Origin of the sequence: Pseudobutyrivibrio sp. YE44 (genome assembly GCF_900104335.1) — a bacterium.
In the GTDB taxonomy this organism is placed as follows: domain Bacteria; phylum Bacillota; class Clostridia; order Lachnospirales; family Lachnospiraceae; genus Pseudobutyrivibrio.
This window is the reverse complement of record NZ_FMXT01000005.1, coordinates 74,404-96,818: the sequence shown is the minus strand read 5'-3', so window position 1 is coordinate 96,818 and position 22,415 is coordinate 74,404. Positions and strand designations below refer to the sequence as shown.

Here is a 22,415-nt window from a genome sequence, read left to right as displayed (position 1 = left end):
TACTTATGACACAAAAAACCGCAAACCCTTGTAAATACTGGGTTTGCGGAATTCGTATATACGTTAAAAAAAGTTATAAAATTTAATTAAATTTTTCTACAAAAAGTGCTAAATTACCCCTCATCAGTCAGCTTAAGCTGACAGCTTCCCCCCAGGGGGAAGCCTTTATTTCATTTCTTCTTATCAAGAAATGCAGGGTCTTCTACCTTGTTGTGGGACATCATGTTTCTATAATAAGAAGTAACTACGTCGTTGGATTTTTTTACTTCGCGGATATCTTTTTTGATATTAGCGAAGCGAGTCTTTGCGTACTCTCTATTTTTATATTCGCTGGCCTCCACATCTGCTGCAAGTTCTGTAACCTTTCTTATTAAATCCTGCATGAGCTTGATTTCGTCAGCATAGGTCTCACGATCTGCTTCTATAATATCCTTCACACGATTGAAAAGCTGCTCAAAGCCATCATCTAACATAATGATTCTATCAATGAGCTCCGCTTTCATATTCATGTTCTTCTCCAAATCCTCTGGTGTAGTATTTGGGTCCTGTAGGATTGCGGTTTGCTCCTTGTTACGAATCTGAAGAACGCGCAATATGTCCGCCTTCTTCTCTAGCGATTCACGTAACATAATTACATAATCCATATTTTCCATTTTAAAACCTCCCCACCTCATCCGTCACCCTGCCTGGCAAGCTTATAGTAAGTGCTGGTAGATAACAAGCTCATATGTGTCTCAAGCGATGCTTTCTATAGCAGAGCGGAGATACATTTGGCTTGTTATCGTAACCAGCTCACAACATAAAATCAGCCCCTCACAAGAGGGGCTGTCGTTACACTATTGGTTAGCCAGCAGCTTGTCCATCCAACTTCTTTCCGTTGGCGGTAAGCTTCATTACGTCCTTCCAGGTGTCGCGCATGGTACGCAAGTGCTTAAGCACCTCCTGGAGGGTTTCTGGATCCTTATCTATCATAGCATGTCTTAAACAGCTCCTAAGATAAGTATACACTGCATGGAAATCCTTTGCTACAGGATATTTTTCATCCAAGGTAATCTCGAATTCTTCTATAATTCTATCGGTTTTACGAATATTGATGTGTGCCTTCTCAATATCCTTGTTCTCGCAAGCTACAATTGCAATGTTGCAAAACTTGATTGCTCCTTCATATAGCATCAATGTTAGCTCCGCAGGACTTGCTGTTAATATTCTGTTCTTTGCGTAAGCATCATAACCATTCATTGGTGTCATATAATTCGCCTCCTGAAAATCCCTTTATTGATCAACCTCCAAGCATTGAGGTGATTGAAGATGAATTGCTTTGCAACTGTGCAAGTGCTGATTCCATCTTTGCAAACTTCTTATAGTAAGCATCTTCCATGTCAGTAACTCTATCTTGCCATGTCTTAATCAATGTTGAATAGCTAGAGTATTCTGAAGCCATTTCCTTGTCGTTGTAAACCGTATATACGGATTTAACTGAGGTTGACTTCATCTTCTCATCCATTGCAGAATACAGATTACTGGTCATCTGCTTCAGGAATTCGATAACTACATCTGGCTCCTCTGCCAACGCAGTTCTTAGCTTATCTGTTTTACCAGAGGTGTAGGTATCCTCAGAATCGCCATCAATATGATAAGCGTATCCCTCGTTCTTCTCTGCATTCATATTTCCAAGAGTGTGCACTCCGAAGGTTGACCAAGCATAAGTCTTGCCATCAATCTCGATGGTCTTCATCATAGACATGGTCATTGCAGAGATGATACTACTCAAGCTATTGTCACGACGGAGTAAGGAATCCTTAATCTTCTGCTCCCACTTTTCAATCTGGTCTTCTGACATTTCAGCCTTCTCATCATCGGTAAGAGGCTCATAGTCCTTTGCAGAATCAGCATTATAAAGCTTCTGCATTTCATTCATCAGATTGTTGTACTGGGTCAGGAAATCCTTTACCTTATCGTATATACCATCTATATCATTGTTTACTGTAACGGTGATTTCTGAATCACCGGTTGTGGCCATTGCTTCAATGGTCAGACCATTTACAGTAATTGAATTGGTACCATTTGTGTAAACAACGCCATTCAGCTCGATTTCAGCATCGGCGCCATCCACCTTCTTAGCCACGTTACCTGGGTCGATATCAACATTTCCTGCCTGAATATTAGCTGCCAAATCAACTCTGTAGTAAACGCTACTAATCAAATCGATATTATCAGTCTGGGTCCAGAAGTCGCTGTAGCTTGAATCATACTCAGAATTCTGTGCACCAAAATTCTCTTCTACATACTTAGCCCACTTAGCATTTGTAGGATCTGCAAGGGCTGTGCTAAGCTGCTCCTGAGCCTCGCGAAGCTTCTCACTTCTGATAGCAATTTCCTCGGAGGTTTTCTGAGGAAGTGCCTTAGCTGCTGCAACTGCCAAATATCCATCTCTTACAGCATTGATAGAGGTTTGAAGCTCTTTATAGGTGGCATCATTGGAAATATCATAGGTTCCACTGGTATAAACATCCTCTGCAAGCTTTGATAGCTTTTCGTCATCCAGATTATCCCAGTCGATAGTTCCGCCTGAGCCGTATTTTTCAACCACGATGTTGTTATTTTCATCGCGGGTGGTCTTATAAACCTCGTCGGAATACTTCTTATTTAGATATTCCTTCAAAGCTGTTGACTCTTCATCAGTGGCTGTCGCCAAAGATTGTAGCTTACTCTTTATATCGGCTAAACTTCCAGATAATGTATATGTCTTTTTATCATCGCCTTCGCCTACGGTATAAATAAGACTTCTGGTTGCGGTGTTAACCTTTGTGCCAGTTGTATCGTAAGCGGCATCCTTATAAACATTACCTACAAGTTCAGAAAGCTCATCCTCGGTCATGTCTTCCCAATTAATGACACCCTCTTCACCATAGTTTTCCTCTAAGTAAGATACGATGCTGTCGTACTCAGCGATTTTATCTGCATCTGTAACTGAACTTGGGTCCTTCTTATATTCCATTACGCTGGTAAGCAAAGTCTTAAGCTCTGTAGAATCCATCAACTTAGATGAATTACCATCTACCGTAAATGGCATAACCTTCTTTGCCATACCTGCGCTAGAAGCACTGTCCTTGATATCAGAAATCTCTTCTCCTGAAAGAAGTCCCAACTTAGTCAAGCTGCTAAGACCCATAGAGGTATTTGCTGAAAGAGTAAAATCTCCAGCCTTACCAGAGGTCTTTGCACTGATATAGAAACGACGATTCTTCTCGTCGAAGTTTGCCTCAACACCAGCATCCTTCAGCTTGTTAACAAACTGATTGATGGTCATACTACCCTCAATATCAACGTTTGTTACTTTCGTACCTGTTCTAAGTGAGATGCTAGCCTTCTCTCCACTTGAATCGGTCTTGATTCCAAGAGATGCAAGGGTTGAAGATCCGGTAACATTTCCTTCAAGCTGAGCACCTGTAATATAAGCTGTGCTGGCAAGCTTGTTTATCTTTAGGCTTTGAGTACCATTGATGGCTGTACCACTGGCCGTAGCTTTAGCCTTTGTTGTATCACTGACTGTGGTTTTCTTTACTGCATAATTTGAAGAATAACGCATACTACCTACAGATGTATAAAGACTATACACCTTGGTGTTCAGCGCCTTCCAAGCGTCCTGCTTCCAAGAAACCTTTGTCTGAGCTTTGACATACTTGTCCTTCTTGTAGCTATAGGCTGATACTAATGCACCAACAATGGATTCGGTATCCAAACCCGATGTCAGTCCTGAAATTCTAATAGGCATAAAGAACCCCCCTATCTCTTTTCATCAACCATAATTCCTGCAAGCTCCCATGCCTTTGCAATAAGGTCCAGGGTTTCCTCTGCTGGAAATTCCTTAATGACTTTTCTGGTTTGCTTATCAACCATCTTAATCATTACACGGTTTGTTCCCTCATGAATGCCAAATACTGCTTCGGCATTTCCCTGAGCAGAGTTGATCTTGCTGATTGCTTCCTTCAGAGAAGAAGTTGGTTGTGCTTTGCCCTCTTCTTCCTCTGCCTGCTGCTCAGTACTGTAATTTGGGACTCTATATTCAGGTTCGCTGGCGCGCATTTCCTTTGCTGCTGCGAAATCAATTGGTGTGCTCTGACCTGATGATTGTACTGGCGCCGTCTTTGCTGAACTTCCTTGTCCCTGGTAGCTACTAACTGCACTACTTACTTCGCCTATTTTCATGGTACTCCTCCTTCTATACTTCCTTGTATATGTAAAGATTTATAAAAATTCTTAGTTTTCTGCATAGAAACAGAAATCTATAGTTTTCTATGTTTTATATCGGAGGGTACTAGCGTAATGTTTATAGCTCTTACAAAAAAAATTCTAAAAAAATTAAGTTAGCTAAAAAGCTAACTCATTAAGTGAACTGGTAGGCATCAAGCTCTTATATCTCTCAAGTGAAGCTTTCTTCAGCTGAATCTGAGAGATATAAGGCTTGTAGCCGTAACCAGTGGATTTTATTATTAGAGTAAATTCTTAAGAGCTTCAACATCATCCATTGTCATCTGTTGAGCTTCTTCATTTTCTTTCTGAATCTCTAAGTATACTTCTTTACGATATATGGACACCTCTTTTGGTGCTGAAATACCTATCTTGACCTGATCACCGCGAACTTCAAGGACTGTAATCTCGATGTTGTTGTTGATCATAATAGCGTCGCCTGTTTTTCTAGTTAATGCCAACATCGCTACTCACCATCCTTTCCATGTATTGCGTCATGAATAAGGTATCTAACTGGCTCATTACCATCGATAATAATTTGGTCGCCTACATTTGTGTCTGTGTTAATGACGATTGGAGCCTTTAAATTGATTGATGCTTCCTTTGGATTTTTAGGTACACGTACTGTAACAAGCATGTAGGTGTTGCCTTGCTTTAAATCCCCAAGCTGCTGAAGTGCATCTTCGTTGAAAGCTGGTGCATAATCTGGCTTTACAACGTGTGGAAGCATAACTGGCATAGCAAAATCTGTTTCATCCAGAGATTGCAGCCACATGATATTGCCCTTGTCATTTTTTTCTTCGTCGAAAATGAGGGTATATCTCTTCATGTCTGGAAAACCTATAAGCCCATGAATGAGATTGATGACTTTTTCATCGGAAATCTCGATTTCGCCGAACAGTCTAGTTTTTACGCGCATTATCCCTTCTCCTTTTGGTGTTATTTTGTAACAACTACTATAAGTAATTCAAAAGTGTAGATTCGCCCAGCTTTCCAGCGGCTGTAAGCGATGCCTGATATGCGGTGTAAGCGGCTGTATAGTCGATGATTATCTGGGATAAATCTAAATCATCATTGCTTGACTGAAGACCCTGTACCGTTTCTTGCTGGTCCCCCACTCTGGTCTTCGTAAGGTCAAGTGAATCCTTCTTACATCCCAAATCAGTTATACCTAAACTTATTGTAGCATAATATTCATCAATTTTGCCTAGTTCTGTGTTAAAAAGTTTTTGCATATTATCATTAAAGTAATCGCTTTCCTTTTTAACTGCGTCATACCACTGCTTTAAATAAGCCTGATCTTCGTCAGAAGCATACTTGCTTTCACCCTGCATTCTCTTAATGTCGTTCAGCTTATCCTCTGCATTCTTGGCCAATTTAACAGCCTCAATCATTTCAGAAATATCTCTTTGGATATCGCTGGTAAACACGTTGGATGCCTCAGTGTTAATGGTGATAGTCTGATTTGCTGCGATGGTATATTCAATATCAAAGTGAATTACATCACCGTTGTCATCAAATTTCTTGTAAGTGATAGGAAGCTTTACATCGTTAGGATTAGAAGATGCAAGCTTCTCACAGTTGTAGTAATACTCTGGTCGAAGTTCACCCTCTCTAAATCCTGTCTTATCATACTGCACTTCAACAACTGCATTTTCCTTCTTAAGCTTCGCTGCAATTTCCTTGCCTAGGATAAGCTCGCCAGTTTCCTTAATCAAGATGATGTTGTTGTCGCCCACAGTTTTAAGACCTTCGATAGTTGTGATTCCACTTTCTGTATCTGGCGCACCCTTTATATTTTCTGCGGTGCTTGCTGCCCAAGCGTCCTCGTTTTCAAAGGATGCAAAGACATAGGTGTCGGAACCGACTACATGGGTAACTATTGCATTATCATCATAGGTATCTGTAGTAGCGTTATAGTCCATGGTGTAATCAAATATGTCACCAAACTTGAAGCTATTAATAGTTCCAACATTGTTGTTATAGTTTAAGCTGTAGTTCAAGCGCATGCGATAAAGGTTTGTCTGAGACAAATCATTAATATTTTCTGTTGCAGCAAGCTCTGTTTCCGTTGTAGGAACAACGCTTGTGCCAGAATAATATCTATGCTCTTCCATGCAATCTTCCACACTGAGGTTTTGAGTGATTCTATAGGTAGTCTCTGGCTCTTCCTCAAGGAAAGTAAGATTGCAATTTGTTCTGAAGCCGGTGAAAACTGTACGGCTAGCATAGTCTGCATTTCCTTCAGCGAAAATTTGCTTTTGGAGAGACTCCAGCTGAGTAATCATTGTGTTTCTATCCTCGTGGTTGTAGGTGTCTGTAGAGCCCTTCACTGCTATGGTTCTGCAGTCGTCCATCAGCTTTCTGATGTTTATGAGGGATGTCTCTGTAACATCCAACCAGCTTGTAGCATCAGGTATATTTTTCTTGTAATACTGAGTTACCTGAGAGAGTGTTGTTGACAATCTGAGGGAACGCACAGCTACTACAGGGTCATCTGAAGGGCGGTCAATTTTCTTCTGAGATGTCATCTGCTTGTTTCGGGTGTTGACGCACTCCTTGGTGGTGTTGATATTTGATGCTGCGTTGTTCATTATCATTTTGTTTGTAACTCTCATAAAAATCACCTCAAATAATTAACTCTTTCTAAGGCTAGCGGGAAAGCACATCCATTAATGATTGCCCTAATGGGCAATGGGGATGTGCTGTGGGAGAACATTTTCATAAGCTAAAGCATATGAAAATATCCTCCGTATTAGACTCCAGTCTGCAATATCAATCTATCATATATTTCGGAGAAAACCGAAATACATTTAGATGCCAAGTTGTAGGCATTTTGGAATTTGATAAGGTCCAATGCCTCTTCGTCTTCATCTACACCAGCGATTGACATTCGCTGATCAGAGATGGCGCTCTGTATGTTTGTAAAGTTAGAGGTGAAGATTTTACATTCCTGTGTATCAACAGTAACGTCTGAGTACATACACTGGAGGAAAGAATCTCCGCCGCTACCTCTGAAAAGTTCTGTCTTTGACTGAAGCTTTTGAATATCTTCGATTAAATGTGCAGCATCCACGCCAGAGGTGAAGTTGCCTAAGTTTGTGGTGGCAAAGAGAGCTGCATCCTTATCTGTCTTCTTTGCGATACTTACATTCTTTGCTGTGAGAAGATAATAGCTCTCATATTTCTTTGTGCTATCATCCACATCTTCCTTGCTATAGATAGTTGCGCTGGTGTTGTCATCACGCATCTGATGCTCTACGCTAAGATCAATCTTATCCTTTGCGATGAAGAAGGATCCCATTCTGTCGCCATTTCGGTCAACACCTACATCTTCAAGATATTTATCAATATCGTCAATCAAATCACCATTTTTGTCGTAAAGCTCTGCTGGAAGATTGTCCAGGTCAATGTCTGTAATGGCTCTTCCATTAGCATCATAAAGTTCTGCTCCGATTTCCACGTTATTAAAGGCCTCACAGAAATTACGAAGGAAGAGATTCATCTGATTGTGATAATATGGGATACCCATGTAAGCAACAGCGTTACCAACCTCCAAAGGCTTTGAAAGCACATTCTTCTGCTCAAGCACATTAAGTGTTTCGTTAAGATAGAAGGTTACGGTTTCAATCTCGCCATCTTCATTTGTGTTGAAAGAGAAATCATCGTAAGTGTACTTGGTGCTGTTGGTTTCCAGCTGTCCTCTTGATGGAAGATTCAGTTCGTTAATCTTTGTTGTATTCGTATATGCGATAGTAATTGTTTTTGCTGAGGATTGAACTACCTGCCCCTGCAAATTTTCTTTATTATTACCATCACGAACCTCAAACATGGCCTTTAGCTCACCGCCACTAGAACTTGGTGTTGCGTTAAAGACATTTCCATCCTTTTCCCAAATGATGTCATACAAACCATCAATATCTGACTGGTTGTGAAGCTCGCTAAGCTCGCGGGACTTAACCGCCAAAGTATTGTGCTCGTAGGTATCTACCAAAACCTGACCATTGATATATACAGTATAGTAAGTGGCTCCTGTTTTCATATCAGGATCCGCTGAGTTTCTAACTTCTCTCTCCTCTACTTTTACGTCCACTAATTTAGAAAGCTTATCTATAAGATTTGAACGCTGATCGCGAAGCTCGTTGGCATGTCCGCCACCTTGCTCGATAACGTTAATCTGCTTTGTAAGGATTGCTACCTTTTCTGATACAGCATTAATATCATCAACAGCTGTTTTAATCTCATCGTTTATAGCACTCTGTAATTCATCCAGCTTTGTGGATAACTGATTGAAATATTCTGTAAGCTGTTTAGCAGTGGAAATAAACTGCTTTCTTACTGTCATATCACCAGGTGAACCCTGCATGGTGCTCATGGCATTAAACATCTTTGCATAAATAGTAGAGAAACCTGCCTGGCTGTTAAGCTCAGAATAATAATTCTCAATCTGGTTCATGTAGTACTGCTTCTTCTCGTAGAAGCCCAGGGCTGAAGAATTATTCCAGTATTTTTCATCATAATAGGCATCGCGATGCTGAGTTACTGACTCGGCTTCAACACCAGTACCGGTTGTGCCCCAGCTCTGATAACAACGAAGAGCTGAAGAAGCAACAGTATTAACTACCTGACGGCTATATCCAACAGTATTTACATTGGAAATATTGTTGGCTGTGGTGTTAATCTGAGCCTGTGCTGTATTCAAGCCTGAATATGCGATTGTTAATCCAAAGAATGTTGATGACATAAGCTGTTCCTTTCTGTCACTCTATTTTGTTAATCAAAACTAGACTTTAAGGATGACCAAGAGATGTAACCACATGCTCAATCATTTCATTTACTACATTTATATATCGGCTAGCTGCGTTGTATGCTGACTGATATTTAATCATTATTGTAAGCTCTTCATCAGAAGAAACTCCGATGACCCCCTGTCGACTAAACTCGATTTCTTCTTTGGTGCCCTCTAAAGACTGGGCTGTGGACTTGTAAACATTTCCTGTGTTTCCGATTTCACCAATCCACTTTACATAGAAACCGCTGTAGCCACATGGTGTGGTGTCGCTTGGATTCAGGTGGAAATCCTGCTGATTCCAAATCTTACTGAGGCTGACACCAAGCTCATAATCAACTGCCCATGTATTTTCCTGATACTTTAAATGAGGAAGATAAGCTTCCTGCTTAATCAGGTTCTCGTTTATTGTTAAGCTCTTTAAGGTGTAGCACATTGAGGTGTCGGTAATGTCTTCTTCGTTGTAGATGTAAACGATAGCTTTTTTCTCCTCAACCTCATCTGTAGGATTTCCGTTATCATCCAGCTTTGGTGCATAGTAGGTAACTTCCGTTCCGTTCATATCCAAATATCTATCGCAACCATTTCTAACGAACAGTTCCTTTGGTGGCATTATCTTGTCGCTACCAACTGAGCAGTTATCTTCATCCAAAACTAAGAATTTGCTCAGGTCATCTACTACAACTGTATTTCCTTCTTCATCCTGATAAGAGAATTCTGTTACTCCCTGGAACTTGCTAAGGTTTGAAGCAGCTGTAACAGGTGAAAAGATATCGTTAATCTCTGTTACTACCTGATGGATAAGGGTATCCAGCTCGGCTTCAGAGTTCATCATTATGGAATTTGCAATTCCCTTTTCGTAACTCTCTGAACTAATTGGATTACCATAATCATCGTAGAATCCAAGATAATTACTCCAACCAGTACCTCTTGCCATTATCAAGGCCTTCAATTCACCAATATCTGAATTCTTCTCGGCACTTACCTGTGTGGTATCAAATAAAGGATAATAATAATTCTGACTTTCGTCGTCAGGATCCTTTATATCTGAAAGCTGTGGCCAATATGGTGTTACATAGCCGGTTCTCTTGTTTTCAAGAATTCCTACAGGATAGTAATTAACCTCGTCTACGAATTCAACGCCTTCGATTTCAATCTTTACAACACCAGAAGGCTGCTCTTCATATGCAATTCTTGCTAAGCCTGAAAGCTCATCAATAAGCAGGTCTCGCTTGTCTCTTAGCTCCATAGCTTTTTCGACACGTCCTGCTTCAATAGTCTGTATTCTTTTATTTAAATCAATTAATTCTTTTCCAATATCGTTTATACGATTTATCTTTTCCTTAATCTTGGAATTGATAATAGTCTGATAATCTTCGAATCCATCTTCCACCGCCTGTGCACGGGCCAAAAAAAGGCTAGCCTTCTGCAATACCAGGTTCTGGTTAACAGTATCTGAAGGATTCTTGGCAAACTCTTCAAAGGCTTCCTCGAAGTTTTCGATAGCAGCCTTAAAAGCTTCGCCGTCAGATTCCTGCAGATGTGTGATAACCTCCTGCACTGCTTCTGAGCTAGCGTCATAAAAAGAATGTCGCCCATTCTCTTGACGATATGCTTTGTCTAAAAAGATATCGCGAGCGTGGACGATCGTTCCTACCTGCACGCCAAGTCCACGGAACTGTGTACTTATAGCGGCATCCCCTATTTTCTGATAGTTTTTATCTTCATAAACAACCTGCTCACGAACATAACCTTCTGTGTTGATGTTCGAAAGGTTGTTAGCTGTTGTATTTAAACCATGTGATGCTGACTGAAGGCCAGATGCTCCAACATATAAGCTTCCAAAACTATTAGCCATAAGTCCTCCTTAAAGCTGCTAACTTTAAGGACATCCTTTTCCTACTGTTTAGCATCAAATCCTGATCTACCTAATAAATCTCCTGTAGTAACAGCATCCCTGCCATAGTTTGATGTTTGAGGAGCTTGCTTAATGCTCTTCAAAAGTGTGATGTCAAATTCCACCATTTCCAGTGCTTGCTTAAGTAAATTTTGGGTTTGAAAATTTAACACCTGAACACTGTCAGCTGCCTCAATTAACTTGCCTCTTGCTGTTATAAGCTGTTCTCTCTCTACAGGCTGGTTGGACAAATTATCGATCATCCATGATACGGTAATCTGCTCACCGTCGTGACCCATTACTGCTGCAATGCTACGCAACAGGTCCCCACGTCTCTTCTCCAGCTCCAACAAGGAGTCTGCGATGGCCTGCTCCTGGGCGGTTATAGCTTCCAGTACGTCAAGCTTCTTATGGATAATAGAATCCTTCTTTTCTCCATTAAGACTAATTAACTTTTCATACTGCTCCCTTTCACCATCCATAGTTAAGAGCAATTCATCCATTAAACTAGCCACGCAATCATCCTCACTTTAACCGTAGTTACTATTCAGCATTTTTTGCACACTGTCGCTCTGTCTGAAATAGCACTAAATTGATTCAAGACGAGACAATAATTTCTCAGCGAAGTCGTCTGAACTAACATCGTAAGTACCAGCTTTAATTCTAGCCTTTACGTCTGCTACAAGATCTTCTCTGATGTCCGCCGCCTCAGAGACTGCCTTCTTTGCAACATGGTAGTCTTTACCTGTTGATGAAATCTGAACCTGGTCACGGCCCATTCCATTTGCCTTTGCAGTCTGTGTTGTGTTTTTAGTGTTTGATGTCTGATAGAGCTGAGCTACCTGATTGTAAGCCTCTATACGCATATCGCCACACTCCTTTCCTCCCTTTGTTGGCCATTTTTTCAGCTATTCAACACCATTTTTCATAATCCCATAAACATAAATGAATAGCTGCATTATTCTCTACACTTCATTTATCGGAACGTGCTAAATAAAACTTAACACCTAACAATAAAAAAATTAACAAAAATTTCAAATTTCTTTTGTCTATTTTTATATCGGACTGTTCTTAGGGTTTCTTTAGCGGACTATTTTTCTTTATTTTACAGGATTCTTTCCTCTTCCAGCAAGAAAATCGCTATAAATAAAAAAATACCCGAGGATGAGAGGTCCTCGGGTTCATGAGAATTGGTCTATTCATCCAAAGCCTAGCTTTGTTGAATAGTATTTCGGATTGAGAATTAAGAAGTAAGCAAATTAATAACTAGCGTATGATTCATCCTCATTATATCCCATGATTTTATTATATTCACCATAGGTAACAAGCTTGTCATCATCGTCATAGAATTCTTCGTCCTTAAGAGCTTTAAGTACATTCTTGCAATCTCTTGTAAGGGCTACTGAAATATCCTGCTCATACATGGTCTGAACGAATTGTTCTCCCCAATATAGATCTAAATCAGAGATATAAATGTTCTTCTCATCACGTATTGTGAAATAGAAATCGTTGTAAAGCTGATTGTCTGAGATGCTTGCATCATCCTCATCATAACCAAACTTCTGAACGAAAACCTTGCCTTCATCTACATCCTTAAGCAGGGCTTTGTAAACTCTTTCATACTTTTCTCTCTTTTCCTTGTCTGTAAGGTTCACAAATTCGTTACTATCATACACGAAATCCTTTACGTTGTCATCATAAATATAGGTACTGAATGTCATTTCTTTTATAAAACCTGTGTTCCAAGTGTTTCCAATGACATGTTCCTTGATAATCTCTGGCTTGTTAACAAAATCCAATATAGGTTGTGTAGCTGCAACGTAGGTTGCTGTCGCATCCTTAGCCTCTGTGTTTATCACATCGTAGCTTCGGACTATAACATCACCGTTTTTCAACTTATACTTAATATCAAGAGTTGATGTTCCATCCTCTGGGAAAAGTGTTGCAACGTCTCTAAGTTCCTTCTTATCCTCTAAGAAATTCTTGTGAAGCTCTCGAACTTGCTTTATATTTTTTTGATCCTGAAAAACCATTGTGTACTCGCCGCTAATAGCTGCCCACTCAATATTCTTTTCAGCAGGAACCTTATCCTCGATTTTAAATACATCAAGGCGAAGACCAAGTATAACAACTAGAGCTGCTACAGTGTAACCAAGACATTTGCTCAAAGTCTTCACAGAGAAAACTCTAAGAGTCTTTTCAATCATCATCTGTGTTGCATAGAAAATTACTATACCAATTACTGTAATAAATATAATGGCAACTATGTATCTTACATTGAAAGAGAATGGCTTAAACACTTCAAGCATAGATGCTGCTGAAGCACCTGCTACCATTGAAATGAAGAAGGACATTCCAACTGAAAATACAGGCTTGAGCCATGGTACAGAAATGAAATCCTGAACGGTTTCTAGCTTCTTCTTTTTATACATCATGAAGCTGATAGCTATGATTACAAGAGCTGCAATAAAGTAAATCAGCAAATACTGTGCTCCATCAAAGCTATGTGTGAAGCCTATTACCTTGCTGCCATAGTCATCTGTCTGAATATCTGATGTAACAGATGTATTAACTGGAATGAACATTATTGGAGACCAAATCTTGAAGGTTATTCCTGTTAATGCCTGTCCCATACCAAACATAAGGGCACTTGCTGTGAGTCTAAAAGCTAATTCCATTAAAAGATATAGGAAGTTGAAGGTAAAATAAAATAGTATGGCTGTCACCATCTGACCTGTGGTCATAAGTGAAAACATTGCAATGGATGTAAACAGGATGGTGCTGACTACCACAATAATTGTCCAATACCAGATACAGCTAACACTAGCTGTTCCCATTCCAACTGCTACACCTGTCATAAGGATAGCTGTTACAAGCACTGGTAATAAGGTTACAACCATGCTTGAAAGTATACCTGTGAAAAACAAGCTTGCCCTGTTAACTGGGAAAGAATGCATCATATAATTGTCACGCTTACTAAACAAATACCAAAATGTAATTGCTGTCACAATAATTGACATTACCATTGCAAAGGATGCAGTAGGTACCACTGACATATGCTGATAAAGTCGCATCTCCATAGTGTATCCCATATCTGCCATATAATCATCTGCTGCATTTGCATTGCTAATTATAAATGTAACTGGTAATGATAAAATCAGGATGATGAAATATACAAGTCCAGCTATCCAAGTTCTACTAATATTCTTCTTAAACAAAGTCATGTTAAAAAATGATGTCTTTGACTGCATAGTTTTCACCTCCTAACTCATAAATGAAGATTTCTTCAAGGGTAAGAGGAAGCACATCCATAAGAAGTGGCTTCATTTGAGCAATCTTCTGCTCAGCTTCTCTTGGTTCCCCCTTGACGATGAGTGTATGTACACGTCCGTTTGTGATTTTCTTAAGCACCTTAATCTCTTGTGGGATAGGTGGCATTTCACCTTCGAAGGCAATCTGAATCTTGGTGATTGAAGTCTGAAGCTCGTCTAAAGAACGCTCAATCAGAATCTTACCATTGTTCATAATACCCACATGGTCACAAACATCCTCAAGCTCACGTAAATTGTGGGAGCTGACTAAAACAGTAAGGCCATTCTCTGCCACGTCAGACATAATAAGGCTCCAAATCTGACGACGCATAACAGGATCAAGTCCATCTACAGGCTCATCAAGAATCATAAGTTCAGGTCTTGATGCTATGGAAAGCATAAAAGCAACCTGCTTTTGCATACCCTTTGAAAGACTTCTCACCATTTTCTTAGGATCGATTGCTGGGAAGCAATCCATAATCTTCTTGAAAAGAGCTTCATCGAAGTTTGGATACATGCTCTTATAGAATTTCATCATATCAATGGTGTTTGCCTGAGTGAAATAAAAGATATCATCTGGGATTACAGCATATCTTCTTTTGATTGCATCGTTTTCGTATACAGGCTGACCGTCGATGAGCACCTGACCTTCATCCTGCTTGTAAACACCTGAAAGATGACGAATGATTGTGGACTTACCAGCTCCGTTAGGGCCAACAAGGCCATAGATGGCTCCCTTGGGAACTCTCATATCCAAGGCGTCGAGAGCAACAAAGTCGCCAAATTTTTTTGTAACTTTACTTACTTCTATCACTTTGTTCTCCTCCCTTCGCCAGTTCTTCAATACGTCTAATCAGGATATCTTTATCTTCACATAAATATAGAAGTTCTTTTACAATCTCATCGAATTCCTTCATAAGTTCATCATTCCTCCTTGAGGCAACGTCAGCTCGCTCCGCTGCATAGCTTCCTTTACCAGCAACTGTGTAAATGTATCCTTCTTGCTCTAGCTCTCTATAAGCTTTTTGGATAGTGTTTGGGTTGATTGACAAGCTGGTGGCTAGCTCGCGAACGCTAGGTAGCTTCTCATCCTTCCTCACCGCACCGGTTACTACCAGCCGGCGGAGGCCATCCTTTATTTGCTCGTAGATAGGCTTAGCGTCCCTGAAATTTAGCTGGATCATCTAATACCCTCCTAAAATGCCACAGTGTATTAACTGTATTATCTGTTCTAATACACTTATAACCCAGCCCATTCCAAATGTCAACAATTTTTTTCAGCATCCTAAGTCAACATGCTCCCGCAAGCCATCTCCCATACTCAAGCTAGGCAACCTCCCCTTCGGGTTCCTTCCTAGCTTGGCATGGGGCCCTCTTGCTCGCGCCTACCAAGACTATGAGCTGAAAAAAGTCTACTTAACCTTTAATACTACTGCTCGCGCTGCCAAGGTTGTGTGCTGAAAAAAAATAAGCCAACACTTTATAAAAGTGCTGGCTTAGTATATTAGATACGAGGGTACGGTTTAGTAGTTTTCTTCGCGAACTTCGAAGTATGATTGTGGATGTTTGCAAACTGGGCAGACGTCTGGGGCCTCGATGCCTACTACCACGTGTCCACAGTTGCGGCACTCCCACATGGTTACACCGCTCTTCTTGAACACTTCCATTGCTTCTACGTTGTGGAGAAGCTTGCGGTAACGCTCTTCGTGAGCCTTCTCGATAGCGGCTACCCCACGGAACTGCTCAGCAAGGTCATGGAAGCCTTCCTCGTCTGCTTCCTTTGCCATGCGCTCGTACATATCAGTCCACTCTGCATTCTCACCCTCTGCTGCATGAAGAAGGTTTTCTTTCGTATCACCAACTCCGCCAAGAGCTTTGAACCAAAGCTTAGCGTGTTCTTTCTCGTTGTCTGCTGTCTTAAGGAAAAGTGCTGCAATCTGCTCGTATCCAGCCTTCTTTGCTACCGATGCAAAGTATGTGTACTTGTTGCGAGCCATTGATTCACCAGCAAATGCCTCCCAGAGGTTCTTCTCTGTCTTTGTGCCTGCATATTTGTTTTCTGCCATATAAAAATCCTCCTTTTACGAAACGTTTACGTTGAGGTCAGTATAACATAAAAAAACCCAAACCTATATAGAAATAGGCTTGGGTAATTCTTAAATTTTTATTAACTGATTTTAGAAACTGTGTCCACCGCCAGAGTGTCCACCGCCGCCTGAATGGCCGCCTCCCGAGAAACCGCCTCCGCCGCCGGAGAATCCTCCGCCTCCGCCAGAAAAGCCTCCGCTTGAGGTATTGGACTGAGCTCTATGAATACGCTTTGTGTCGTAGATTACCGCTGTGCCAGCAAGGGCTGCACCAGTCATAATTATCTGGGAAGCCTTTCCTGAAGATGAGAAATCCACCTTCGAGCGCTCCATCATTGCCATAAAGAAGGTTCCAAGGAAACCAAGCAAGATAGACAAAAGGAACGCTGCAATAATTCTCATTGGACGAAGAATAAATCCGCCATTAACCAAGGTATCTGCCTGCTTCATGGCTGTCATAACACAGCTGAAGTAGTCTCCCTTAGAAGCGTATCTATAGCAATTGTCTGTGATATCAAGGGCGTCAGCATTGCCGATTTTTCTCTGAACATCGCCATATCCCTGGATATAAATCTCACGGTCGTACATATCAATGATGAAAGCAATACCATCATCATAGTTTGAATATTTTGCTGTGTAGTAGTGAGTCAAAATATCATCTGGGTTGTAGCCATAAGCACTGGTGTCGCTGGTTACAACCACATAATTGATACTATCTTTTAGACCCTGAAGATAGTTTCGTATCTCAGTTCTTTCATCTGAGGTTAATAGATTAGCATCATCCACCACATAAACATTGTTGCCCTCTGCCTTTGCATTTATAGGTAGAAGCAGAAATGTTAATGTGAAGACTACTACCAAACAATTTAAAAGCTTACGCATTCTCCAATCTACCTCCCTTCTTTAAGAATTGAGGTGATGGGTGGGTTGCAAATCGATTGTACTCCTCCACGATTGAAGTGATGGCCTTCAGAATAATCATAAAGGCTATGATTAGGGCTCCGAAATACCATATATCATTTGGAAGGTTAGCCAAACGAACTACCAAGGCTGCAAACCAGCCAAGAATTCCAAGAAGCATAACCTTCTTCTTTCCTTTTCCAACCTTGCATAAAGCAACTATAACCATCACAAAGCTGGTAGGATATAAAAGATATGGCAGTATGCCAAACACGTTTACGTTGCCCATGAATACAAGGAATACTATGATTCCAAAGAATACTATAAGTGCAGACCAAACAAAGGTTGGAAGACTGCCTGGCTTCTTCTTAACAGTAGCCTTGCTCTTCTTTGCTTCATCCTTTGTCATGAAGTATCCCTTATCATCCAGGTGATTGTCTCGACGATAGGTCTTGTTGGCAAGGATGGCACCAGTAAGTGCCACCAAAGAAGAAATAAATGCTCCGATTGAACAAAGGCTCTTAACCTTAAAGCTGAAGCCCATTACAAAGCTTGCCAAAAGAAGAACTACAAATATAATTGCTGAAGTGCTGATTGCACGTCTAAACAACTTGTGCTTTTCAATCGGCATATCTATGTAAGTCTTTCCTGTGGCTCCGTTCACGATGGAATATGCCACTCTGTCGCCTTCACGTGAAGTCAGGAAGTACATTGGAAGATAAGCACCATCTGTGCAGTTGTAGTTAAGGTCGTTTATAATAGCACCTTCTACCTCTGTCTTTGCACCAAGCTCTGGATGGTATTCGCCAGCTTTGGCAATGACCTTTCCAGTTAAATAATCCACCGCTTTATCCATGGCATCATCCTGATAAAGATCCTTTTCTACTGTGGAATTCTCCACGAAGAAACCTGCTAAAAATCCCGGATTGAAATCCTCAATCTCTTCCATAGGGAAAGGCTCCAAAACCTCTGCCATGGTATCATCCAAGCTTTGTGATGCATCAAATGGAACCTTCAAGTGATCAACATCCACCTTTACGTTCACATTAGCCTTGTTAATGATGGTGTAATCTCCACTAGTCTGATTTGATACACCCTTGAAGGTGATGGTATCCCTTGCGCTGTAATCATACAAGTAATATGGCACATACAAAGGCACCATCTTGTCGATGCTCTCGTTGCTATTAAGTCCTTCAGGTGCAAAATGAAGCTTCTTAGTGAAAAGATCATATTTGTCCTTTGCCTGCTGCTTTGTGAGCTTGAAAGGAAGTACATATTTGGGTGCTCCCTCTGTGGAGAACTTTTCTGACATGACAGCCTGATTGCCACAGAATGGACAAAACTCCATGCCATCATTATCAAAAAGCTGAATCTCACCCGCACAGGTTGGGCACTGATAAATATTAGTTGTTACTGTATCAAAGCCTATCTTATCGTCAGGCTTGTAGTCTGCCATCTCAGTTAACTCACCGCAGGATTGGCATCTTAAAGCATGACCTTCGATAGAATATCTAAGCTGTCCACCGCAATTTGGACAGGGAAACATTGTTGCCATTCATTATTCTCCAAAAACTATTATTAATACTTTCTGCTATCAGAAAGACCTTATTGCTATGGTCTCTTTGTTCCGCAGTTGATGCAGAAATTACCATGATTCTCATTTCCGCAATTTGGGCAGAACCATCTGTCACCTGCTGGAGCCTGTCCTGCTGGTGCCTGTCCCTGCTGAACTTCGTTGAAGTTTGGCTGAGCCTGTGGCTGACCCATCTGCTGGCCCTGCATCATTCCCTGCTGACCCATAGCCTGTCCTGCCATCATGCCCTGCTGTGCACCCTGGTTCAATAAATCAGCTGCATTTGCGCCACCAGCCTGCATAGCCATGTTCATACCAAAGAATCCCATTGCTGCTCCGTTTGCGTTGCCAGCTGCTGTCTTCATAGCCTCTGCCTGAGCCTGTACAAGTGTAGCGCCTGCCATAGCCTGTGAACGAAGAGCACCTGTCTTCTGAAGCTCCTTAAGAGTTGCCGCATCATCCTCTGGAATGATTGTTGCAAGAATCTGTACAGAAGTAACACTTAAGCCATACTTCTCTGTCCAGTCGTGGTTAAGCTCCTCTGCCATTGCATCAGAGATTTCCTTTGTGTAACCAGGAATTGCTGATGGTCTGATTCCCATACCAGAAAGCTTGCCAAGCGCTGGCTGTAAGCCCTGAATAAATGTAGCACGAAGCTGATCCTGAATATCATCGATTGTGTACTCGTTCTTTACGTTACCTGCAAGATTTGTGTAAAGTGCAGTAGGATCTGAAACCTTAAGGCTGTAGTTACCGTTGCACTTTAAGTTTGTATCCATATCAAGACCGATGTTTGCGTCTAATACTCTGAATGGAATTGGGCTTGGTGTACCAAACTTAAGACCAGTAATATCCTTTGTGTTTACAAAGTAGACTCTCTGCTGAACTGGCTTCTCACCACCAAAGGTAAATCTTCTACCAAACTCCTTAAATATTGCAGCAAAATCTCCTGCAAAGATTGAAGCAGAACCGTTGTCTTCCCAAGAATATGCTCCTGGCTCTGCAGCCACATCAATAATAGCTCCACTATCTACTAAAAGAGCACACTGGCCCTCATTTACAATAACCACTGAATCCTTTGTAATAACATCCTGCTCGCCCTTTGTGTTTGAGCTAGAGCCTGACACCTTATGTGTTGCTCTCTTGAGAAGGATATCGTTTGACATAGAATCACAAACGAAGAACTCCTTCCACTGATTTGCAAGCTCATTTGAAACTGAGCCCTTAAATGCCTGAATTAATCCCATTTGAATAATCCTCCCTAATTTTTACGAATTTATTACATTGTAACAAATCCGACTCCTTTATAAAAGTACATATAAAAAAAAAGCCTTCCCCTTGAGGGGAAGGTAGGTCCAGAGGACCCGGATGAGGTGTATCTTCATCCAAAAACACACCTCATCAGTCACCTCTGGTGACAGCTTGTCTCGCCTCCCGGCTCGGTCGGTGCTAAACATGCTCCACTGGAGCCTAGCACCCTCAAGGAGAAGCCTTTATTTTGCTGCAGCCTTAAGAGCCTCAACAATTTCTTTTTCTGTAGAAAGGCTAAGTACCTTCTCTGCTAAAGCATCAGCTTCAGCCTTTGACCACTTAGAAATGATGCTACGAGCTGTGAGTACGAGAACTGGGTTCACACTGTACTCATCAAGTCCGAAGGACATAAGAAGTGGAATCATAAGTGGGTCAGCTGCTGCCTCACCACACATACCAACTGGAATACCAGCCTTGTTACCAGCTTCGATAATGTTCTTGATTGAACGAAGAACAGCTGGCTGGAATGCTGAGTAAAGATATGCAACGTTTGCATTACCTCTATCTACAGACATTGTGTACTGTGTTAAGTCGTTTGTACCGATTGAGAAGAAATCTGCTTCCTTAGCAAGCATATCTGCAATAAGAGAAGCTGCTGCTGTCTCAACCATGCAACCTACTTCGATCTTCTCGTCAAAGCTTACGCCCTCTGACTTAAGCTCGTTCTTGCACTCTTCAACGAGAGCCTTAACAGCACGAACCTCGTCAACGCAAGTAACGAGAGGTACCATAATCTTAACCTTACCGAAAGCACTAGCTCTGAGGATACCTCTAAGCTGTGTCTTGTAAATATCTGCATTTGCAAGGCAGTAACGAACTGCTCTGTAACCTAAGAATGGATTCTCCTCTTTCTCAAGACCGAGATAAGGGATATCCTTGTCACCACCGATATCAAGTGTACGGATGATGACTGTCTTTCCACCCATTGTCTCAACAGCTTCCTTGTAAGCCTCAAACTGCTCATCCTCAGATGGAAGATGTGGCTTGTCCATGAAAAGGAACTCTGAACGGAAAAGACCAATGCCCTCGCCATCGCATTCGATAGCCTTCTTTGCATCCTTTGGTGTACCGATGTTACAGAAAAGTTCAACTCTGTCGCCATCAGCTGTAAGTGTTTCTTTACCAAAGAAGTTCTTAAGCTCAGCCTGAGCACGGATGAACTCCTCACGCTTAATCACGTACTTTGAAACAACTTCACCGTCTGGATTAATATATACATCACCCTCTGTACCGTCGACGATAGCAGTATCCTTGTCCTTTACAATTTCTGTAATGTTAGGAACTGAAAGAACTGCAGGTATCTCTAATGCTCTTGCAAGAATTGCAGAATGAGATGTCTTACCACCAACTTCTGTGATGATACCAACAACATTCTCTTTAACAATCTGAGATGTCATAGATGGTGTTAAATCATGAGCAACTAAAACTGTGCCCGGTGCCACCTTGCTGATATCTACATCTTCTACCCCAAGTAAAATCTTAAGCAAGCTAACCTTAATATCAGCGATATCAGATGCACGCTGACGCATCATATCGTCCTCCATCTTAGAGAACATGCCAATGAACATATCGCAAACTGCTGTAACAGCTGCCTCAGCACACTGACCTGCATCGATCATCTTTGTCATCTCACCAGCCATTGTAGGATCAGCGATCATAGCCAAATGGCCTTCCATAATCTCTGCTTCCTTTGGACCGATGTTCTTTCTGATATTCTCAGCCATCTCAGCTGTCTCAGCCTTGAAACTTTCAATTGCTGAGTTGAATCTTGCCTTTTCTGCCTCTGTATCATCGATGTGCTTTGACTCAAAAGATAAATCACGCTCAACGATAAGGCAAATGCTACCAATACCTATTCCTCTAGACGCTTCTATGCCTTTGTACATAGATGTTATTCCTCCTTATCTACCGAAGAATTAATCTCCGAGACCACTCTCAACGAGCTCTACTGCCTTTGCAAGTGCTGCTTCCTCATCAGAACCATCACAGATGATTTCGATTTCTGCACCACACTTGATGCAAGCTGCCATAAGCATCATAACGCTCTTACCATCATACTGCATACCATTGAAACCAATCTTAACATCTGACTCGAATGGTGTAACAGCTGCGCTGAATACTGTTGCTGGACGCATGTGCATACCCTGCTCGTTTGTAACCTTAACTACTTTTGAAACCATAAATAAAACTCCTTTCGTTTCAACGTAAACTACGTAAATAAATCCCTATAAAAAGTCACTTATATACTTTATAGAAAAACAATCAATTTGTCTACAATCGTTTTTCTACAAAAAAT

At 41.2% G+C, this 22,415-nt stretch carries 20 protein-coding genes; all 20 read right to left on the bottom strand.

Translation table 11 applies throughout. The features are described 5' to 3' along the window. Nucleotides 1-170 precede the first annotated feature (170 nt). Nucleotides 171-653 carry a hypothetical protein gene (locus BLR54_RS09225; protein ID WP_090419966.1) on the bottom strand — a complete coding sequence of 161 codons (483 nt, stop codon included), beginning with the start codon at nt 651-653 and terminating at the stop codon, nt 171-173. Nucleotides 654-843: 190 nt separating this feature from the next. Next, complete coding sequence (gene fliS / locus BLR54_RS09220) at nt 844-1,248, bottom strand: flagellar export chaperone FliS (RefSeq protein ID WP_090419964.1); 405 nt, start codon at nt 1,246-1,248, stop codon at nt 844-846. A gap of 31 nt (nt 1,249-1,279) precedes the next feature. Then, entirely contained in the window at nt 1,280-3,775 is a 2,496-nt protein-coding gene (fliD, locus tag BLR54_RS09215) for a flagellar filament capping protein FliD (protein WP_090419961.1), read from the bottom strand. 11 nt (nt 3,776-3,786) lie between these two features. After that, complete coding sequence (locus BLR54_RS09210) at nt 3,787-4,209, bottom strand: flagellar protein FlaG (protein WP_090419958.1); 423 nt, start codon at nt 4,207-4,209, stop codon at nt 3,787-3,789. Between the two features lie 284 nt (nt 4,210-4,493). Continuing rightward, nucleotides 4,494-4,715 (bottom strand): carbon storage regulator CsrA, encoded by a 222-nt coding sequence (gene csrA / locus BLR54_RS09205; RefSeq protein ID WP_090419956.1) that lies wholly within the window; start codon nt 4,713-4,715, stop codon nt 4,494-4,496. Between the two features lie 2 nt (nt 4,716-4,717). Continuing rightward, the gene (gene fliW / locus BLR54_RS09200) at nt 4,718-5,170 is read right to left on the bottom strand and encodes a flagellar assembly protein FliW (protein ID WP_090419953.1); all 453 of its coding nucleotides are present in this window, start codon (nt 5,168-5,170) and stop codon (nt 4,718-4,720) included. Nucleotides 5,171-5,207: 37 nt separating this feature from the next. Further along, nucleotides 5,208-6,869, bottom strand: a complete 1,662-nt coding sequence (locus BLR54_RS09195) for a flagellin N-terminal helical domain-containing protein (protein ID WP_090419951.1) — start codon at nt 6,867-6,869, stop codon at nt 5,208-5,210. A gap of 137 nt (nt 6,870-7,006) precedes the next feature. Continuing rightward, entirely contained in the window at nt 7,007-8,995 is a 1,989-nt protein-coding gene (flgK, locus tag BLR54_RS09190) for a flagellar hook-associated protein FlgK (protein WP_242871229.1), read from the bottom strand. A 46-nt stretch (nt 8,996-9,041) separates the two neighbouring features. Next, complete coding sequence (gene flgK / locus BLR54_RS09185) at nt 9,042-10,898, bottom strand: flagellar hook-associated protein FlgK (RefSeq protein ID WP_090419948.1); 1,857 nt, start codon at nt 10,896-10,898, stop codon at nt 9,042-9,044. A gap of 41 nt (nt 10,899-10,939) precedes the next feature. Then, on the bottom strand, nt 10,940-11,452 hold the full coding sequence (locus BLR54_RS09180) for a flagellar protein FlgN (protein WP_090419945.1): 513 nt from the start codon (nt 11,450-11,452) through the stop codon (nt 10,940-10,942). 72 nt (nt 11,453-11,524) lie between these two features. Next, nucleotides 11,525-11,803, bottom strand: coding sequence for a flagellar biosynthesis anti-sigma factor FlgM (gene flgM, locus BLR54_RS09175; RefSeq protein ID WP_090419942.1), 279 nt, complete (start codon nt 11,801-11,803; stop codon nt 11,525-11,527). 393 nt (nt 11,804-12,196) lie between these two features. Continuing rightward, complete coding sequence (locus tag BLR54_RS09170) at nt 12,197-14,188, bottom strand: hypothetical protein (protein WP_090419939.1); 1,992 nt, start codon at nt 14,186-14,188, stop codon at nt 12,197-12,199. Continuing rightward, nucleotides 14,163-15,062 (bottom strand): ABC transporter ATP-binding protein, encoded by a 900-nt coding sequence (locus BLR54_RS09165; protein ID WP_090419936.1) that lies wholly within the window; start codon nt 15,060-15,062, stop codon nt 14,163-14,165. The genes BLR54_RS09170 and BLR54_RS09165 overlap by 26 nt, the downstream gene beginning before the upstream one ends. After that, nucleotides 15,046-15,432, bottom strand: a complete 387-nt coding sequence (locus BLR54_RS09160) for a GntR family transcriptional regulator (protein WP_090419933.1) — start codon at nt 15,430-15,432, stop codon at nt 15,046-15,048. Before BLR54_RS09160 ends, BLR54_RS09165 begins: the two co-directional genes overlap by 17 nt. 339 nt (nt 15,433-15,771) lie before the next feature. After that, on the bottom strand, nt 15,772-16,314 hold the full coding sequence (rbr, locus tag BLR54_RS09155) for a rubrerythrin (RefSeq protein ID WP_090419929.1): 543 nt from the start codon (nt 16,312-16,314) through the stop codon (nt 15,772-15,774). Nucleotides 16,315-16,425: 111 nt separating this feature from the next. Further along, the gene (locus BLR54_RS09150) at nt 16,426-17,217 is read right to left on the bottom strand and encodes a TPM domain-containing protein (RefSeq protein ID WP_090419926.1); all 792 of its coding nucleotides are present in this window, start codon (nt 17,215-17,217) and stop codon (nt 16,426-16,428) included. Then, nucleotides 17,210-18,790, bottom strand: a complete 1,581-nt coding sequence (locus BLR54_RS09145; RefSeq protein WP_090419923.1) for a hypothetical protein — start codon at nt 18,788-18,790, stop codon at nt 17,210-17,212. Before BLR54_RS09145 ends, BLR54_RS09150 begins: the two co-directional genes overlap by 8 nt. A 56-nt stretch (nt 18,791-18,846) precedes the next feature. After that, on the bottom strand, nt 18,847-20,055 hold the full coding sequence (locus tag BLR54_RS09140; RefSeq protein ID WP_090419920.1) for an SPFH domain-containing protein: 1,209 nt from the start codon (nt 20,053-20,055) through the stop codon (nt 18,847-18,849). Nucleotides 20,056-20,301: 246 nt separating this feature from the next. Then, nucleotides 20,302-22,005, bottom strand: a complete 1,704-nt coding sequence (gene ptsP, locus BLR54_RS09135; RefSeq protein WP_090419917.1) for a phosphoenolpyruvate--protein phosphotransferase — start codon at nt 22,003-22,005, stop codon at nt 20,302-20,304. A gap of 30 nt (nt 22,006-22,035) precedes the next feature. Beyond that, nucleotides 22,036-22,299 carry an HPr family phosphocarrier protein gene (locus BLR54_RS09130; protein WP_090419914.1) on the bottom strand — a complete coding sequence of 88 codons (264 nt, stop codon included), beginning with the start codon at nt 22,297-22,299 and terminating at the stop codon, nt 22,036-22,038. Nucleotides 22,300-22,415 lie beyond the last annotated feature (116 nt).

Excerpts from the sequence above, each read along its gene's own strand:
- BLR54_RS09225 (WP_090419966.1), bottom strand. The coding sequence starts at position 653 with ATGGAAAATATGGATTATGTAATTATGTTACGTGAATCGCTAGAGAAG.
- fliS (WP_090419964.1), bottom strand. The coding sequence starts at position 1,248 with ATGACACCAATGAATGGTTATGATGCTTACGCAAAGAACAGAATATTA.
- fliD (WP_090419961.1), bottom strand. The coding sequence starts at position 3,775 with ATGCCTATTAGAATTTCAGGACTGACATCGGGTTTGGATACCGAATCC.
- BLR54_RS09210 (WP_090419958.1), bottom strand. The coding sequence starts at position 4,209 with ATGAAAATAGGCGAAGTAAGTAGTGCAGTTAGTAGCTACCAGGGACAA.
- csrA (WP_090419956.1), bottom strand. The coding sequence starts at position 4,715 with ATGTTGGCATTAACTAGAAAAACAGGCGACGCTATTATGATCAACAAC.
- fliW (WP_090419953.1), bottom strand. The coding sequence starts at position 5,170 with ATGCGCGTAAAAACTAGACTGTTCGGCGAAATCGAGATTTCCGATGAA.
- BLR54_RS09195 (WP_090419951.1), bottom strand. The coding sequence starts at position 6,869 with ATGAGAGTTACAAACAAAATGATAATGAACAACGCAGCATCAAATATC.
- flgK (WP_242871229.1), bottom strand. The coding sequence starts at position 8,995 with ATGTCATCAACATTCTTTGGATTAACAATCGCATATTCAGGCTTGAAT.
- flgK (WP_090419948.1), bottom strand. The coding sequence starts at position 10,898 with ATGGCTAATAGTTTTGGAAGCTTATATGTTGGAGCATCTGGCCTTCAG.
- flgM (WP_090419942.1), bottom strand. The coding sequence starts at position 11,803 with ATGCGTATAGAGGCTTACAATCAGGTAGCTCAGCTCTATCAGACATCA.
- BLR54_RS09170 (WP_090419939.1), bottom strand. The coding sequence starts at position 14,188 with ATGCAGTCAAAGACATCATTTTTTAACATGACTTTGTTTAAGAAGAAT.
- BLR54_RS09160 (WP_090419933.1), bottom strand. The coding sequence starts at position 15,432 with ATGATCCAGCTAAATTTCAGGGACGCTAAGCCTATCTACGAGCAAATA.
- rbr (WP_090419929.1), bottom strand. The coding sequence starts at position 16,314 with ATGGCAGAAAACAAATATGCAGGCACAAAGACAGAGAAGAACCTCTGG.
- BLR54_RS09150 (WP_090419926.1), bottom strand. The coding sequence starts at position 17,217 with ATGCGTAAGCTTTTAAATTGTTTGGTAGTAGTCTTCACATTAACATTT.
- BLR54_RS09145 (WP_090419923.1), bottom strand. The coding sequence starts at position 18,790 with ATGGCAACAATGTTTCCCTGTCCAAATTGCGGTGGACAGCTTAGATAT.
- BLR54_RS09140 (WP_090419920.1), bottom strand. The coding sequence starts at position 20,055 with ATGGGATTAATTCAGGCATTTAAGGGCTCAGTTTCAAATGAGCTTGCA.
- ptsP (WP_090419917.1), bottom strand. The coding sequence starts at position 22,005 with ATGTACAAAGGCATAGAAGCGTCTAGAGGAATAGGTATTGGTAGCATT.
- BLR54_RS09130 (WP_090419914.1), bottom strand. The coding sequence starts at position 22,299 with ATGGTTTCAAAAGTAGTTAAGGTTACAAACGAGCAGGGTATGCACATG.